The sequence below is a fragment of the Enterococcus sp. AZ129 genome (assembly GCF_051714505.1).
Lineage (GTDB): Bacteria > Bacillota > Bacilli > Lactobacillales > Enterococcaceae > Enterococcus > Enterococcus faecalis.
Map to the genome: position 1 here is coordinate 115,837 of NZ_JBIORY010000002.1, position 13,700 is coordinate 129,536.

The window sequence follows — 13,700 nt, forward strand, 5'->3', positions numbered from 1 at the left end:
TTTAAATGATTATATACTACATTTAATTAACTTAGTGTAATTTAGTTAGATAATTGAGATTAGATATTTTAGAATTAATTCGTCGGGTTCAGATACTTAAAAGTTTTTGACCTGTTTGGTTTTTCGTGCTATACTTGGAATTATCAAGTGTCAAAAACTTATGTTCAGAAAAGGTGGGGAAATTTTGTCTATTTATGGTTATTCAAGAGTGAGTACTAGTAATCAAGATTACAAAACCCAGATTCAAAAACTAGAAAAAGCCGGAGCAAAAAAAATATTCAGTGAAAAATATACAGGAACAAAAAAAGAAGGAAGAAAAGAATTAGAAGAACTACTATCTATTGTAAAAACTGGTGATAAAGTTTTAGTGACGAAAATTGATCGGCTGGCTAGAAGTATCGTTGATTTAAATTCGATTATTTCTTCTTTGAACAAGTCAGGAGTGACTATCACCTTCTTAGATAATGCCCTAACATTTGAGCCAAACAAAAGTGATTCTATGCAAACGTTAATGATGAATATGCTGGGTAGCTTTGCGCAATTTGAAAGAGATTTAATCGTGACGAGAACGCAAGAAGGGAAACAGTGGCATCGAGCGAACAATAAAAATTATCGAGAAGGACGTCCGAAAAGAGTTCTAAATGATAAATACAAACACGCACTAGAGTTAATGGAAACAAACAGTATGAGAGAAGTAGAAAAGAAAACAGGCATTTCTTTGTCTACTCTTAAACGAATTAAAAAACAAGCTAAAGAAGAACAATTACTTAGTGAAAAATAGATAAGGAGAAGTTATTATGGAAAATAGAGAGAAGATTATTCAGTTGTTGGAAAATCCTTTGATTTCAGGGTATGGAATAGAAAAAATGTCAAATGGTCGACTCTATTCAGCAAATTTTCAAAGATATAAAAAGCGTGTAGCAAAAGAAAAAAAGCCAATGGTTATTTTTGATACAATGTCAGTAAAAGTGGAAAAACTATTATTAGAGTTGGCCGAAGAAGTATTGCGAGTTCAGCCTAAAACAAAACAAGAATATAGAGAAATGGTTGCAAGATATAGTTTTAGAAACGGAGAGAATTAAGATGGTTGTTCGAAAAAAATATGATCACTGGGGAATAGAAATTACTACGTGGAACAAGACAAATGTAGTTGCTTATGTTGCTTGTGATTGTGGCCAATTGGCTAGAAGAGAGCTAGGAAAATATAATCATTTTAAGTGTAGTAGCTGTAAAAAAGAATATAAATTAAGCAACGGTTCTTATGTAGAAATACGCACAAAAAAGAATTGAAAAAAGATAAAATCTTGATAAAATAATAATAGGCAACAACTACTTCCTCAATATAATAGTGTCAGTATGTATAAAGTAATACCTCGAATTTTTGGTGGTTGTTGCTTTTTTTATTCTAGAGTAGAAATTTTTTAGAGAAGTTAAGATTGAAATAGGAAAGTAAATACGATAAAATTTTTATAGCCTGATACGTTGAAATTGTTCTTCAGAGACTATTTCTTCCAAACCACCTACTAGATAGGTGGTTTTAATCATTATTTTCGGAGGTTGTATTTTTGACCAAAAAAAGTAAAGATCTAATAGATATCGGATCCTTTGTGCATTGTCAATCTGTCATGGGACAAACGCTCAAAGGAAAAGTTGAAGTGATAAATCAATATACAGTGATTGTTTTTGATGGAGAATTTCGTCATGTGGTTACGAAAAAACAATTGAAAGAATTAGGCTATTGTTTGTCAAATAAAAGAAAAAAATAAGCAGAGAGGGATTCCTTTCTGCTTATTTTTTCGCTCGTATAGATTGTTGATCAAAGTCGAAAAACGCTCCTTCACAGTCGAGAGTTACCTTCTTTTTGTCTGAAGATATTTCAGAAATTACTCTATGTAACCCTCCAATAGTCACAACAGCGTCTCCTGGTTGTAAATTGTTTAAAAAATCTTGGCGTTCTTTTTGTTGCTTTTTTTTGTACGAAACAGATAAAAATCCATAGCGACAATAACTAGCAGCATGATAAGCATCGGTTTCATTTCTCCTTGTTAATTTGAAAATTTTTATATAGATATCAAGGCTATTTTATAAAAAAAGTATTGATGGCAATATTTTTTTTTGAATAAAATGGTACAATAATCAGGCGAAAAACAATTGGAAATGATGGATACCAACTTACAAAAATGTTAGGGAAATTCTTTTGTTTTAACATTTACAAAACTATACCAATAGTTCTATAATTTCTATATAGAAGACGTTTTCTAATTTTTATTTTTCGAGGTGAACATTCATGAAAAAGAAATTAGTTAAAAGCTTAGTTATTTGTGGGATGATTGGGATTGGTTTTACAGCATTAGGAACAAATGTAGAAGCCGCCACGTATTACGGAAATGGTGTCTATTGTAATAAGCAAAAATGTTGGGTAGATTGGAGTAGAGCACGTTCTGAAATTATAGACAGAGGTGTAAAAGCATACGTCAATGGATTTACGAAAGTGTTAGGTGGTATAGGTGGAAGATAATAAAAATCAAAAGCTATTTACACTGTTATCAAGGGTATATAATACGTACACATTTGATAATAAGGAAGTAAAAGATGGGCTTTTAGAAGCAGCAAAAGTATTGCAACAAGAAGACTATACTAAATCTATTATTATCATTTACAAAAACCTTGCGAAGTTAAAAGCAGAGCAAAGAATAAAAATACCCGAAATTCGTGAGTTAATGGATTTTATAAAAAAGGATTATCAAAATTTAAGTAGAAAAGAATTGAGAGATAATGATATTGGATATGGATTTGAAGCAATACCGTATATTTTTTAATTAAATGTCTACAAAATCTTATGTAAATAATTTAATTTTAGTGTATACAAAATTTAGACAAACAAAGTTATAAATTCTTATTTTCGAGGTGAACACTAATGAAAAAGAAGTTAGTAAAAGCTTTAGTTATTTGTGGGATGATTGGGATTGGTTTTACAGCATTAGGAACAAATGTAGAAGCTGCCACGTATTACGGAAATGGTTTATATTGTAATAAGCAAAAATGTTGGGTAGACTGGAGTAAAGCAATTACTATTATTGGAAATAATGCAGTTGCAAATTTGGCTACCCGTGGACATGCTGGTTGGAATTATTAAGGAGGTAGTAAAATGAAATGGTTTGCTGGAGGTCAGGATAGAGGAAAGCAAGTTTCTGTCTTAATCAATGAACTACTCAACGAGTTAAATGATTCTCGAAATATTCAGTTAAAACATATTTTGATTGACTATAAAGATAAATTAAATAAGCAACAAGCTTCTGTTCCATTTCTATTAAGTCAACTGAATATAGAAATGGCAAAAGCTATTCAGCATGATTCATCTGAATTATCACTTAAACAAAAAGATATAATAAAAAAAATAACAAGTTTATCCAATATTCGATATGGATATTAGAACATATTAATATGTTATTTTTTATATTTAAGTCCCCACCCCACTGTCGACCAAGTCAGTGGGGTTCTTTTTTATGCTACTTTGAGAAATATAATAAAAAATATTACTATTAAAAATGAACATTGTTCGCTTGATTATACGAACTTTAGTTCGTATAATGTTGAGTGGAAAGGTGGTTTTTTTGTATGAAATTTGATTATTCCAAAGAACCTAGACGCGACATTCTGTGTATCGATGTAAAATCCTTTTATGCGAGCGTAGAATGTGTAGAACGCGGCTTAGATCCCCTCAAAACAATGCTTATAGTAATGAGTGGGGCTGATAATGCAGGTGGATTAGTACTTGCTGCTTCTCCAATGGCAAAAAAAGTTCTAGGAATTTCTAATGTGACTCGTAAAGACGAAGTCCCTGATCACCCTGACTTATTAGTTGTACCACCAAGAATGAATGTGTATGTGAAAAAGAATCAAGAAATCAATAATTTATATAAAAGATTCGTTGCCGACGAAGATCATTCTGTCTTTAGTGTAGATGAAAGTTTTTTAGATATTACTGCTTCTCTCTCCTACTTTAATTGTGATTCAGCATTTAAGTTAGCCAAAATTATACAGCGTGTGATTTATAATCATATGGGATTGTACGTAACTATTGGAATTGGAGACAATCCTTTGCTAGCTAAATTAGCATTAGACAATGAAGCAAAAAATACACCTGGTTTTGTAGCGGAGTGGAGATATGAAGATGTTCAAGAAAAAGTTTGGTCTATCTCCCCTATTACGGAATTTTGTGGCATTGGTAAGCGAATGGCTGCTCGTTTGAAGATGTCAGGAATTCAATCCATTCATGATTTAGCTCATGCAGATCCTTACATTTTAAAACAACGTTTTGGTGTCATGGGTTTACAGCTGTATGCTCATTCTTGGGGTATTGATCGAAGTTTTTTAGGGGAAAAGAAACAAACTCCCAAAGAAAAATCATTTGGGAATAGTCAAGTATTGCCTAAAGACTATGCACGAAGGGATCAAATTGAATTAGTACTGAAGGAACTTGCTGACCAGGTAGCAACCAGATTGAGGAATGCAAACTGTCAAACTGAGTGTGTTTCAATTTTTGTTGGTTATTCTAAAGGACAAGTTGATGGATGTACTGGGCAGGTCTGGTTGGCGAAAACAGTTTAAAATCGCTCGTAGTAACAACACAAAAGTGTTAACTGAGCATGTTTTAAAGCTTTTTCGAGAAAACTATGTTTCTGGAATAGACATTCGTAATTTAGGGGTTTCCTTTGGAAAGTTGGTTTGGGATACTACCCTTCAGTTAGATCTCTTTTCTGTTCCTGAAGAACAAATTGTAGATACTCAGTTGGATTTTTTGATGGACAAAATACGTCAAAAATTTGGCTTTAAAGCATTGATACATGCTTCTTCTCTTTTAGATGGAGCAACAGCTGTGAATCGTGCAGGATTGGTTGGTGGGCATGCCGGAGGTAACATTGGGTTGGAAAGATAAACTAAAAGAGAAAAGGAGAAATTTCTCCTTTTCTCTTTTTTTTAATTACTAAATTTTGTACTTTGTAGACTACTAATCAAAAGAAATTTTTCATTAAATCAAAAATAAGAGTATACCAGTATACTAGTATACTGGTATACTCTTATTTTTTTAGAAGTTCAAGTTGCGTGTTATACATTGAATTAAATGCTTCTTGTTGTCGAGTTGAAAATTTCGTATTTACATAATTATCAAGTAAGAGATTTAAGATATCATTTTATTAGGAAAAGCCAGACATAAAAGATTCAAAACATATTAATGTAAGTATGCATATAAACACACGCACACATATGCGCATAAATATATGCATGCTAATCTTTATATGCGGTATATACTTGATCAATGAAAGATCTGATTGGGAGCGATTAAACATTGCTGAAGGTCCTTCTAAACGTATACGTTAGGAAAAGAGATTTATAGATGAATTAAAATACTGAAGATTTTAAAAGTACATAGGGATATTTTGAATTTATGTTATAATTATTGCGACAACTGCCAAGTAAGGTGGTGTAACTATGGCTGAGAAACTAATTTCGTTGATTATCGCACCGCTACTTGTGGGGCTAGTACTTATGTTAGTTGATCGTTGGCTAGACGATTAGTCGATAATCCAAGCAGTTGCCTTTTAGACCCAACGCTGAAGTCGCAACAGCGCAAAAAAAAGCCCTCCTACCGCAAATAGGAGGGCTTTTTGGTGTAACTATGCTGTTGAACTAATTTCGCTTCGCACCTTCAGTATAACATATTATTAAAGTAGGTCAACCAAAAAGAAACAGATCCCCCCTTCCCTTATTGCATGGGTTTTAGTACAATATTACTGCAAACGCATTAATAGCAAAAAAAAGGAAAATTACCCACCATGCCTAGAAAAACCTTTGTGTATCCACACCCTATCAACACATACATTATCAAGCAACTAGGGATTACTGTAGAAGAATTTTGTGAATTACACGCTTTCTCTCAAGGAACTGTTTCTTCTTGGATTACTCGCAACAAAAAAATTGAAACACTTCCTATCTCATTTATTTATTCTCTTTCTCTGTCTGCCAGCAAGACTATGGATCAGGTTTATTCAGACCTTTTAAAACTGCAAGACGATTATTTGCTACACCTGGAACGTTACAGACGTACTAAAAAAATTATTGATGAAAAAGTTTAGTATAACAAGGGTTAACAATATTTCTATTTTTTTAATCAATCAAAGCCAAGTAACAGCAATCCTTATTTTTAGATTATTACACTTTAGGATTATCTGTACAAACCTATCTATAAATAACAAGTTGGCGAAAAATTTCTGGCTGTTTATCCATTTCAAATTCTGCATTTTGTTTCTTTCTATTACTTATATATCAATATTTTTATGTATTACTTACCACTTTTAATACATTTAATTACTACCTTAAATCATTTTATCTAGTGCTTTTTCCTATACTTATAACGTAAATAACGTTTTTATTTTATTTAGCTACTACTTTAATAGTATTTATCTACCACCTTTTATTAATATATATTACTTATATATCAATATTTAATATGTTTTACTTCTTATTTAATTACCACTTTTATTTCATTTGATTACCACTTTAAATATATTTTAATATACGTAGAGAAAGTGTATTAAAATTTTTACTTCTCTTTATATGTTTCACAAAAATCATTAAATAAAAAAATACCTACCATATTTATTTAAAGTGGTAGGTATTTTTTTATTTTCTTATTTTATCGTTGATTCCCCATTGTTTCTTTATATCAGTAAATGTTTCTTGTTTTATTTCTTCAGGCGAACGTATCACATTATTATCAATATCTACATCAGGAATAATAGGGTGGGACTCTCTAAACAAATCTAATTCAAGAGCAACAGAATTCAGCAAGTCATTCTTATCTTCTTGAGAAAGATTTAGACGAATATATTCATTTAAAGCTTTTCGCAATAATTCGTCTTTTTTCATATTGGTTTCATACTTTTCAACCATGATACTTGCTGTAGCGTTAGTAAGGGCAGATAATTTTACAGATTGCATTGCAGCGTAAACTTTATCAAATTTTGTTATTGGAGCACCTTTTCTCTTCTTTCGAATAGGTACTTCATGAGTCACAGAACTTGTTTTTTTGCTTCTAGAAGTACTATTAATCTTAGGAAAATTACTTATAGTTTTTTCACTTTCCTTCTCTTTTGATAGCTGCTTTATTTTATCTAGTCCTTTGTTACTACTACCAAAGATACCTAAATTTTTAATCTCAGCCATTCTTTACACCTACCCTTCATACCAATGTTCATGTTCTTCTATTTCGTCCAAAATGTTGATAAATAATTCGTGGCATTTCTTATCCCATTGCTTTAATTTTCCTTTTTTAGTTAATTCAGTAGTGATACCTGATCCATCGTATCGTTTAAGACGTGCATTTTTTAGTACAACGTTTTTAATTAAGTGCTCTCCATAGATTTCCTGTGCTTGTTGATACATTTCTTTATCTACAGAATCACCACTTTCTAACATAAACGGAACAACACCAGCAACTTTTAAATTTGTATCAAATTCATTAGTAAAGAAGTCCATATACTCCAAATACTGCATAGCATTACGCATAGATTTGACTTGGGTTTGTAACACAACAATAGCCCAATCAGCTATATACATAGCTGATTTACTATAAATAGAAATTGATGGGGGGACATCCAAATAAATAACATCAAAATCATTAAATAGAGGGGCTAGTTTTTCTTCCATGTACTTGAACTTATCAATTGAATTAGGAAATCTATCTTTGATCCAATCATCGTATAATTCAAACGACATATCCGCAGGTAATATATACAAATTATCAATAATCTTATAAATAGCGTCATGTGGATCAACGTTTGAAATAAGTACATCAGTAATTGTATTTATGTATTCGATTAACTCACCTTCACCCCCGCCCTCTTCTTTAGAAAAATTCATATGCGTTAAGTTCATAACATCAGAAGTATTTCCTTGCATATCTAAGTCAATGATTAATGTTTTTAATTCTTTGAATTTTGCTGACTCAAATCCAAACATTTGAGCACAAGTACTTTTACCGACGCCACCTTTAAAGTTACCAATTACATATTTTTTTGCTACCATACATGCAACTTCCTCTCTAAGTACAATTTTATAAATATTATAACATACCACAAAAAATATAACTACTTTAAATACCACCATAAATATTTAAAGTAGTAATTAATTCCAATTAAACAATAATTACTGTGGTATTCAATTAAATTAAAGGTGGTAATTAATTATTTTACCTCTGGATTTAAAGTGGTAGAAAATTAGTTTTATTCTATAAAAAGGTGGTAACTAATTAATTTTCAGGTGGTAGGTAATGCATATATTTTTATATTTAAAGTGGTAATTAATTGAATTTAAAGTGGTAACTAATTAATTTAATAACTATCGTTATTACCAATATTTATAAATTTCCATACAAAAAACAAGTGGTAATTAAATAAATTTAAAGTGGTAACTAATTACCCTTTAAAGGTAGTAGGCAATTCACTTTATAGTAGAAGACAATTATACATTCAGGTAGTAACTAAATAAATTGTTTTTATATTAATAGTGGTGGATAAATACTTATTTATGCAATTCAGGTGGTAACTAAATTGTTTATATTTAGAATTAATGTGGTAACTAATTTAAATAGCTATTATTATTGCTTGCCAACGTTTTTTGTCTTTGATATTTTTAAATTACTTACTATGTGATTAAAGTATATTTACTAGAGGAGTATATAAAATAATGAAGAATATTAAAAAACGTGGGTATAGTTATCAAAATAGCTACTCGGAACTATTTTGGAAATTCCCACAGTTTCTGTTGAAAAATGAAAAATACAAATCCATGAAAGATAGTTCTAAAATTGCTTATATGCTTTTTAAAGACAAAATTTCTCTTGCTCTCACAAATAACTGGATTGACGAAGACGGAATGATTTATTTGATTTTTCAACAGAAGGATCTCATGGAAATGCTGAATTGCTACCAAGGAAAAGTTAAATCTACCCTAGACGAATTAGAAAAGTATGGCTTATTGGAAGTACTCAGAGGAGGTTTCGATGCGAAAGCTGGAAAAAACATAGCAAACAAATATTATCTCTTACAACCAGAGTTAGAAAAAGAAGATTTATACCTGCCAACAAACAAAACAGCTGAAACCATTGATAATAGTGGATATGCTGAAATCGCACGCCGTGAAACAAACGACAAAACCATTGATAATAGCGGATATGCTGAAATCGCACGTCGAAAAAAAACGTCTGAAACCATTGATAATAGCGGATATGCTGAAATCGCACAAGTAAAAGATAATATCTATATAAATAATTCTTTAGAAACATTAGACACAAAAGAGACGGATAAAGAGCAGATGCGCCAACGAATTTTATTAGATCAGTTTCATGAAGTTCAAGAACAAACATTTTTAAACAAGTCCAGCTTAAAATATATTGCTCTTTTTTCAAATACAATTCAAGAAGCTCATGAAAAAGTTGGCACAATTATTCGAGCTAAAAATAAAGCAGAAAAGGAGTATGATACAGTCTTGTTAGGCGAAGATTATCAAGAAGAAATTGACAAATGTTTACGAAGAGTGATGCATAAAATTAAAACTGATTCTACTGTAAAAAATCCTAAAGGGTTATTTTATAAATCTTTTTACAACTTATTCGTTGAATGTGCAATTGAAAAAAAGAACCAGTTAAATTCAAATAAAATTGAAAATTTGCCAGAAATAACTACCCATAATTGGGTTTAAACTGATTCAAGCAATCACGAGAATATTGTATGCAAATTTGCATATTTATTTATCAATATTGACACTAAATTTTGCTAATGGTATATTTTAAACAAACACAAAGAGAACGCAAGTTCGCGTTTTGTTGTTGATTTTTGTGTAAATTACAATTTGCTAGTAAATCTAAAAAATTATTTTCATTATTTTTAAGGGTATGCTATTCTTTTTTTGAAATTATTAGAATTAAAGAATACACCTTTAAATAAATGCGATGTTTGTTGAGTTTCCGGCTTAAAAGTAAGCATGAGAAGCTAGCAGGCAACAAAAAAAGAACCGTCTCCTGGCTGGTCCCCTGGAGATTAAGACAATTCATCAAGCTTGGCGGCTTGAATTGCCAACGGTCCTTTTGTTGCAACCTGCGTTACAACAAACTGTATTATATCAATTTATGCGCAAAAAGAAAAACATTTTTTCTTGATTTCCTTTGAATTCTTTTTCTCTTCTCATTTGAGAAACTGAATTTTGGGACGCTTATTTTGGTATAATCTGTTTTTGCTGTACGTAGGATGTTTCAAAGGAGAGATTGTGCAATTTGGCGCAATCTCCCCTTTTTTTGTTGCGTGCTAACTTTTCATGATGATGTCGAAGAGGGATTTTTGTGATTAGAGTCTTACGTAAAGAGGATATTGGGTATTATGGCGCAAGGGTAACGACATTTTCCTCAAGGGAAAAACGCCAGTTGAGAAATACACGTTCTGAAACGCATAAAATCAGTAAAAATTATCGGATTGATGGGTTAGAAGCGATTGAAATTGAGCATTATTTCGAAGGAACCAAGAAAAAAGTAAGAGAAAGGGCGAGAGTTTTGTTAAAAGATGTCTATCCTGAAATTAAACATGTCTATGATCATAACGGTATTTTGATTGGCCGTAGAATTCAACGTGGCGCTCCCTTAAAACCTACGGGAAAAGGAATGAGCAAATTTTTACGTTATGAAAACTAAATAAAAAACGATTTGTCTTCTTGGACGTGCTTGAAAATGTTATGGAACTTTTGGTTGATTTCTATGATGTGAAAAAGAGAAATGTTGGACGCAAGAAGGTTGCGTGAGCGGTCAGCGGTTAAAGTTAGGGCAAACGATTGCCAGTCCTTTTTAGAATGAACGAAGGTCGTTCTTAGTCTATGTACAACAACGAATTGGTGCATAGAAGTACACGCTTGCGAATAACTTTTGTAAATGAACAAGAATGATGACGATTCTTGGTAAACAATTGGAGCACGTAGAAAGGATGCCAAAAGGAAAGTAACCTATAGCGCCTAGATTTATCAGAGCAGCTACTAAGGGATCTAGGCTTTGACACTTCTTTTGATAAAAAAGAAAAGGCTTCTCGTAATGGGGAAGCGCCTATCTGGAAAAGGTAGGTTGTGTGCTGCACTGCATATAGGCACTTGTAATGAAAAACAGGACATTACATTTACCGTTGTCTATTAGGGTTTCTAGTTTCGGACGCCATAAACTAGTCGAAATTAATTTTTAAGTGGGTCCAAGAAGACAAAGTGAAAAATCAGTGCGTGTGTTTGTCTGTTTTATGTTTCTTTATGGCTGGAAGGCTAAACCATAGAAGTAAGACAACAGGGAAGAATAGCAAGAAAATGCCTAAACTGATTTTATGTAATAAAAAGGCAACAGCAAACACTAAAAAAGCAAGAAATAAAATAAAAACAGTTAGTTGCATGGTCGTTCGTCCTTTCGATTTAGTTTCTAAAGCTATTTTAGTAAGGAAATATGATTTTTTCAAAAAAATTGTTTAGAGAAAGCATGAAAGAATTTTACAGGAGGAATCGAAAAATGTTAACTGAGGAATTAGAAAGAGATATTGAAGATTTCATAAACGACTGTTTTGTATGTTGTTTATCTTATAAAAATTAAAAGAAACGATCGCTGTGGCGGAAGTAGATAGACGCAAAGGTGAAGATAGAAAGCGTGATGCGCACTATTGCACCTTGTACAAAACTAGGGTGAGTACATGAGTGGTGCAATCCCACTCCAGCGATATTAAGATTGGCCAATCTTAAAAAAATAATAAAAAGAAAGGATGTGAACACAAACTTTCGGTTAGTTTTGATGGCAATAGATGTTTAACAAAAAAGAACTGAATATCATTTTATTAATGGAAAGTTTTTTGTTTATTTGTTTTTGTGCTAATAAATAGAAAAATAAACTATTTAGTGGACTTGTGCTAAGCTGCTAAATGTGTAACTGAATGTGCAAAAAAATGTGTTAATGGCGAATTTGAATAATTCTGTGCTTATATGTTCAAATTTGTTCTGTGTTTACAATCCTTGCCAGGATATTGTGGAAAATAGCGAATAGTGAAAGGTCGCTCCTTTCGTTGGCGTGTAGCATCTGGGATGCAACGAGCGTATAGCGAGATAAGAGGCAGGTTCGATTCCTGCCACGCCAATAAAAAATATTGAACTTGAAAGGATGAAAAACTGTGTTAGATATTCTGATAAGTAAGAAAATGGAAATGTAGAGGAAGCAACTGGTGAAGGTCGTTTGTTTAGAGTGAAAACTAAGGAGGAAAAACACATGAAATTTTATGAAATTAAATCCCCTTATTATGCATTAATTGCTGCTGAAGACGAAAAACAATGTTTAAAACTTTACAATGAGGTTGTTTGCGATGTAGAGGACGAAAAAGAATTTTTCGATGATATGAAAACAATTGATAAATACGAAGCCTTCAAAATGCTTGCTAAAAGTCATATTGAAGATGGTAGAGAATTAGGCGCAGAAGAAGCTTTCAATCAGTTAGAAAATCTTGAAGCAAACGGCGAAGTATTGTTAATCGATAGCGGTTTATTGTAGGAAGGAAACAGCGATGGATAAACAAGAATTGATTGAAGAGTTAGAATGCTTAGAAGTTTCTACGTGTAGCCTTGATTATTTGAAAGGTGCTGACTATGCAAATGAAAGAGCAATTAGCTTAGCAAAACAACTAGACGAACCGAAAAAAGTTGTTTTGCCGAAATTTGTTGCTGATGAGTTAGAAAAGTTAGCAGATAAATATCTAACGTTAAGAGACCTTTAAATAAACAAAAACAATTTAAAAAACTTGCAGACAATGCTATTGATTTGTATCAAGTGGACTTTTTGTATTCAGGAGAGTTAAGCGGAATTACAACCAATAATCAAAAAGTACGTGTAAACCAAGATGGAACAGAGTTGTTTGTGGATGATAAGAAAATAGAAGGAGACGCACACAAATGAGTAGCATTCTTTTTGCCTGTGGCTTACTTGTGGGTCTTTTCTTAGGTGTATTTCTAAGTTATCTAGCTTTACACGTTGAGTAACATAGTATTTTTTGACAGTGAAGTTCACTGTTTTTACTTATATTTATTGAGAAGATTTTAGGAGGACTTTTATGGGAAGTATTTTTAAAGCTGAAGGAAAAGCTTTGGCAGTGAGAGAAACAGATGTAAAACTTTATTATGATGAAAACAATTATCTTATTCGGATTTCGCTTTTACCGAATAAAGTGTTGGAATTTCAGAAGAATGGTTTGTTGAAACCAGATCAGTTGAGGGCATATACCCAGATACTTTTGATACATTCAGGCAAATGTTTGCCGATACCGATTGTACAAGGAAGCCATGGTGTTTGGAAAGATTTGTTTGGATTTGACGTGCCAAAATCTTCTAAAATAAAGAAACGAAAACTAAACAAGTGGCATTTGAAAGTAAAAAAATTAAAAGGAGAAGGAAAAATGGCGTATCGATGCAATCAGTTTTTTCTATTTGATTATAACTCATTATGGACGGAACCTTACTGGCCGGATTTGTATGTACCTACAGACAAAAATCAAAGAGAGTATTCTTTAGTTTTGTGTTTCAAAACAAATAAAGGATACATTATAGGAGAATTTGTCGATCCTGAAGAAGTACTACTTAACCAA

18 protein-coding genes, 1 tRNA gene and 3 pseudogenes are annotated in these 13,700 nt (G+C 31.9%); 19 read left to right on the forward strand and 3 right to left on the reverse strand.

The features are described from left to right. Window positions 1-160 precede the first annotated feature (160 nt). The 4 genes from IGJ90_RS14530 to IGJ90_RS14545 all read left to right on the forward strand — a co-directional run bounded on the left by IGJ90_RS14530 (window position 161) and on the right by IGJ90_RS14545 (window position 1,766). A complete protein-coding gene (locus IGJ90_RS14530) occupies window positions 161-781 on the forward strand; it encodes a recombinase family protein (RefSeq protein WP_192411296.1) in 621 nt (206 codons plus the stop codon). Between the two features lie 16 nt (window positions 782-797). After that, entirely contained in the window at window positions 798-1,082 is a 285-nt protein-coding gene (locus IGJ90_RS14535; RefSeq protein ID WP_192411297.1) for a hypothetical protein, read from the forward strand. Window position 1,083: 1 nt separating this feature from the next. After that, window positions 1,084-1,290, forward strand: coding sequence for a hypothetical protein (locus IGJ90_RS14540; RefSeq protein WP_174114404.1), 207 nt, complete (start codon window positions 1,084-1,086; stop codon window positions 1,288-1,290). 275 nt (window positions 1,291-1,565) lie between these two features. Continuing rightward, window positions 1,566-1,766 carry a hypothetical protein gene (locus IGJ90_RS14545; RefSeq protein ID WP_225624575.1) on the forward strand — a complete coding sequence of 67 codons (201 nt, stop codon included), beginning with the start codon at window positions 1,566-1,568 and terminating at the stop codon, window positions 1,764-1,766. 22 nt (window positions 1,767-1,788) lie between these two features. Here the strand turns inward: IGJ90_RS14545 and IGJ90_RS14550 are convergent, their stop codons facing one another. Next, window positions 1,789-2,070 carry a preprotein translocase subunit YajC gene (locus tag IGJ90_RS14550; RefSeq protein WP_318654502.1) on the reverse strand — a complete coding sequence of 94 codons (282 nt, stop codon included), beginning with the start codon at window positions 2,068-2,070 and terminating at the stop codon, window positions 1,789-1,791. A 217-nt stretch (window positions 2,071-2,287) separates the two neighbouring features. Between IGJ90_RS14550 and IGJ90_RS14555 the strand changes: the two genes are divergently transcribed. From IGJ90_RS14555 to IGJ90_RS14585, 7 genes and pseudogenes are all read left to right on the forward strand, one after another. Then, window positions 2,288-2,518, forward strand: coding sequence for a leucocin A/sakacin P family class II bacteriocin (locus tag IGJ90_RS14555; RefSeq protein WP_101731861.1), 231 nt, complete (start codon window positions 2,288-2,290; stop codon window positions 2,516-2,518). Beyond that, window positions 2,508-2,819: a hypothetical protein gene (locus IGJ90_RS14560; RefSeq protein WP_010818069.1), complete on the forward strand. Its 312-nt coding sequence runs from the start codon at window positions 2,508-2,510 to the stop codon at window positions 2,817-2,819. The genes IGJ90_RS14555 and IGJ90_RS14560 overlap by 11 nt, the downstream gene beginning before the upstream one ends. 98 nt (window positions 2,820-2,917) lie before the next feature. Next, window positions 2,918-3,136, forward strand: a complete 219-nt coding sequence (locus tag IGJ90_RS14565) for a leucocin A/sakacin P family class II bacteriocin (protein ID WP_192411298.1) — start codon at window positions 2,918-2,920, stop codon at window positions 3,134-3,136. 12 nt (window positions 3,137-3,148) lie between these two features. Beyond that, window positions 3,149-3,433 carry a bacteriocin immunity protein gene (locus IGJ90_RS14570; protein WP_101731859.1) on the forward strand — a complete coding sequence of 95 codons (285 nt, stop codon included), beginning with the start codon at window positions 3,149-3,151 and terminating at the stop codon, window positions 3,431-3,433. Between the two features lie 185 nt (window positions 3,434-3,618). Continuing rightward, window positions 3,619-4,939 (forward strand): annotated as a pseudogene (locus IGJ90_RS14575) (Y-family DNA polymerase). Between the two features lie 554 nt (window positions 4,940-5,493). Beyond that, entirely contained in the window at window positions 5,494-5,580 is an 87-nt protein-coding gene (locus tag IGJ90_RS14580) for a type I toxin-antitoxin system Fst family toxin (RefSeq protein WP_192411324.1), read from the forward strand. Between the two features lie 257 nt (window positions 5,581-5,837). Further along, window positions 5,838-6,137 carry a type III secretion system protein PrgN gene (locus tag IGJ90_RS14585; RefSeq protein ID WP_192411300.1) on the forward strand — a complete coding sequence of 100 codons (300 nt, stop codon included), beginning with the start codon at window positions 5,838-5,840 and terminating at the stop codon, window positions 6,135-6,137. A gap of 547 nt (window positions 6,138-6,684) precedes the next feature. On the opposite strand, the gene IGJ90_RS14590 is transcribed toward IGJ90_RS14585, so the two are convergent. Together IGJ90_RS14590 and IGJ90_RS14595 are read right to left on the reverse strand one after the other, a co-directional pair. Beyond that, on the reverse strand, window positions 6,685-7,227 hold the full coding sequence (locus IGJ90_RS14590) for a hypothetical protein (protein ID WP_192411301.1): 543 nt from the start codon (window positions 7,225-7,227) through the stop codon (window positions 6,685-6,687). Window positions 7,228-7,236: 9 nt separating this feature from the next. Then, the gene (locus IGJ90_RS14595) at window positions 7,237-8,088 is read right to left on the reverse strand and encodes a ParA family protein (RefSeq protein ID WP_192411302.1); all 852 of its coding nucleotides are present in this window, start codon (window positions 8,086-8,088) and stop codon (window positions 7,237-7,239) included. A 660-nt stretch (window positions 8,089-8,748) separates the two neighbouring features. Between IGJ90_RS14595 and IGJ90_RS14600 the strand changes: the two genes are divergently transcribed. From IGJ90_RS14600 to IGJ90_RS14635, 8 genes and pseudogenes are all read left to right on the forward strand, one after another. Beyond that, a complete protein-coding gene (locus IGJ90_RS14600) occupies window positions 8,749-9,762 on the forward strand; it encodes a replication initiator protein A (protein ID WP_192411303.1) in 1,014 nt (337 codons plus the stop codon). Window positions 9,763-10,399: 637 nt separating this feature from the next. Further along, on the forward strand, window positions 10,400-10,744 hold the full coding sequence (gene traE, locus IGJ90_RS14605; RefSeq protein WP_174114316.1) for a type IV conjugative transfer system protein TraE: 345 nt from the start codon (window positions 10,400-10,402) through the stop codon (window positions 10,742-10,744). A gap of 596 nt (window positions 10,745-11,340) precedes the next feature. Continuing rightward, window positions 11,341-11,553, forward strand: coding sequence for a hypothetical protein (locus tag IGJ90_RS14610; protein ID WP_192411325.1), 213 nt, complete (start codon window positions 11,341-11,343; stop codon window positions 11,551-11,553). Between the two features lie 582 nt (window positions 11,554-12,135). Then, window positions 12,136-12,206, forward strand: a tRNA-Arg gene (locus tag IGJ90_RS14615). Between the two features lie 62 nt (window positions 12,207-12,268). After that, a pseudogene (locus IGJ90_RS14620) lies at window positions 12,269-12,613 on the forward strand (hypothetical protein); the annotation flags it as partial. 13 nt (window positions 12,614-12,626) lie between these two features. Further along, window positions 12,627-12,800 (forward strand): annotated as a pseudogene (locus IGJ90_RS14625) (DUF1642 domain-containing protein); the annotation flags it as partial. A gap of 89 nt (window positions 12,801-12,889) precedes the next feature. Then, window positions 12,890-13,015, forward strand: a complete 126-nt coding sequence (locus IGJ90_RS14630) for a hypothetical protein (protein WP_438768445.1) — start codon at window positions 12,890-12,892, stop codon at window positions 13,013-13,015. A 154-nt stretch (window positions 13,016-13,169) separates the two neighbouring features. Then, on the forward strand, window positions 13,170-13,700 hold a 531-nt coding region (locus tag IGJ90_RS14635; protein ID WP_438768447.1), incomplete at its 3' end, for a hypothetical protein.

Excerpts from the sequence above, each read along its gene's own strand:
- IGJ90_RS14530 (WP_192411296.1), top strand. The coding sequence starts at position 161 with ATGTTCAGAAAAGGTGGGGAAATTTTGTCTATTTATGGTTATTCAAGA.
- IGJ90_RS14535 (WP_192411297.1), top strand. The coding sequence starts at position 798 with ATGGAAAATAGAGAGAAGATTATTCAGTTGTTGGAAAATCCTTTGATT.
- IGJ90_RS14540 (WP_174114404.1), top strand. The coding sequence starts at position 1,084 with ATGGTTGTTCGAAAAAAATATGATCACTGGGGAATAGAAATTACTACG.
- IGJ90_RS14555 (WP_101731861.1), top strand. The coding sequence starts at position 2,288 with ATGAAAAAGAAATTAGTTAAAAGCTTAGTTATTTGTGGGATGATTGGG.
- IGJ90_RS14565 (WP_192411298.1), top strand. The coding sequence starts at position 2,918 with ATGAAAAAGAAGTTAGTAAAAGCTTTAGTTATTTGTGGGATGATTGGG.
- IGJ90_RS14570 (WP_101731859.1), top strand. The coding sequence starts at position 3,149 with ATGAAATGGTTTGCTGGAGGTCAGGATAGAGGAAAGCAAGTTTCTGTC.
- IGJ90_RS14580 (WP_192411324.1), top strand. The coding sequence starts at position 5,494 with ATGGCTGAGAAACTAATTTCGTTGATTATCGCACCGCTACTTGTGGGG.
- IGJ90_RS14585 (WP_192411300.1), top strand. The coding sequence starts at position 5,838 with ATGCCTAGAAAAACCTTTGTGTATCCACACCCTATCAACACATACATT.
- IGJ90_RS14590 (WP_192411301.1), bottom strand. The coding sequence starts at position 7,227 with ATGGCTGAGATTAAAAATTTAGGTATCTTTGGTAGTAGTAACAAAGGA.
- IGJ90_RS14595 (WP_192411302.1), bottom strand. The coding sequence starts at position 8,088 with ATGGTAGCAAAAAAATATGTAATTGGTAACTTTAAAGGTGGCGTCGGT.
- IGJ90_RS14600 (WP_192411303.1), top strand. The coding sequence starts at position 8,749 with ATGAAGAATATTAAAAAACGTGGGTATAGTTATCAAAATAGCTACTCG.
- IGJ90_RS14610 (WP_192411325.1), top strand. The coding sequence starts at position 11,341 with ATGGCTGGAAGGCTAAACCATAGAAGTAAGACAACAGGGAAGAATAGC.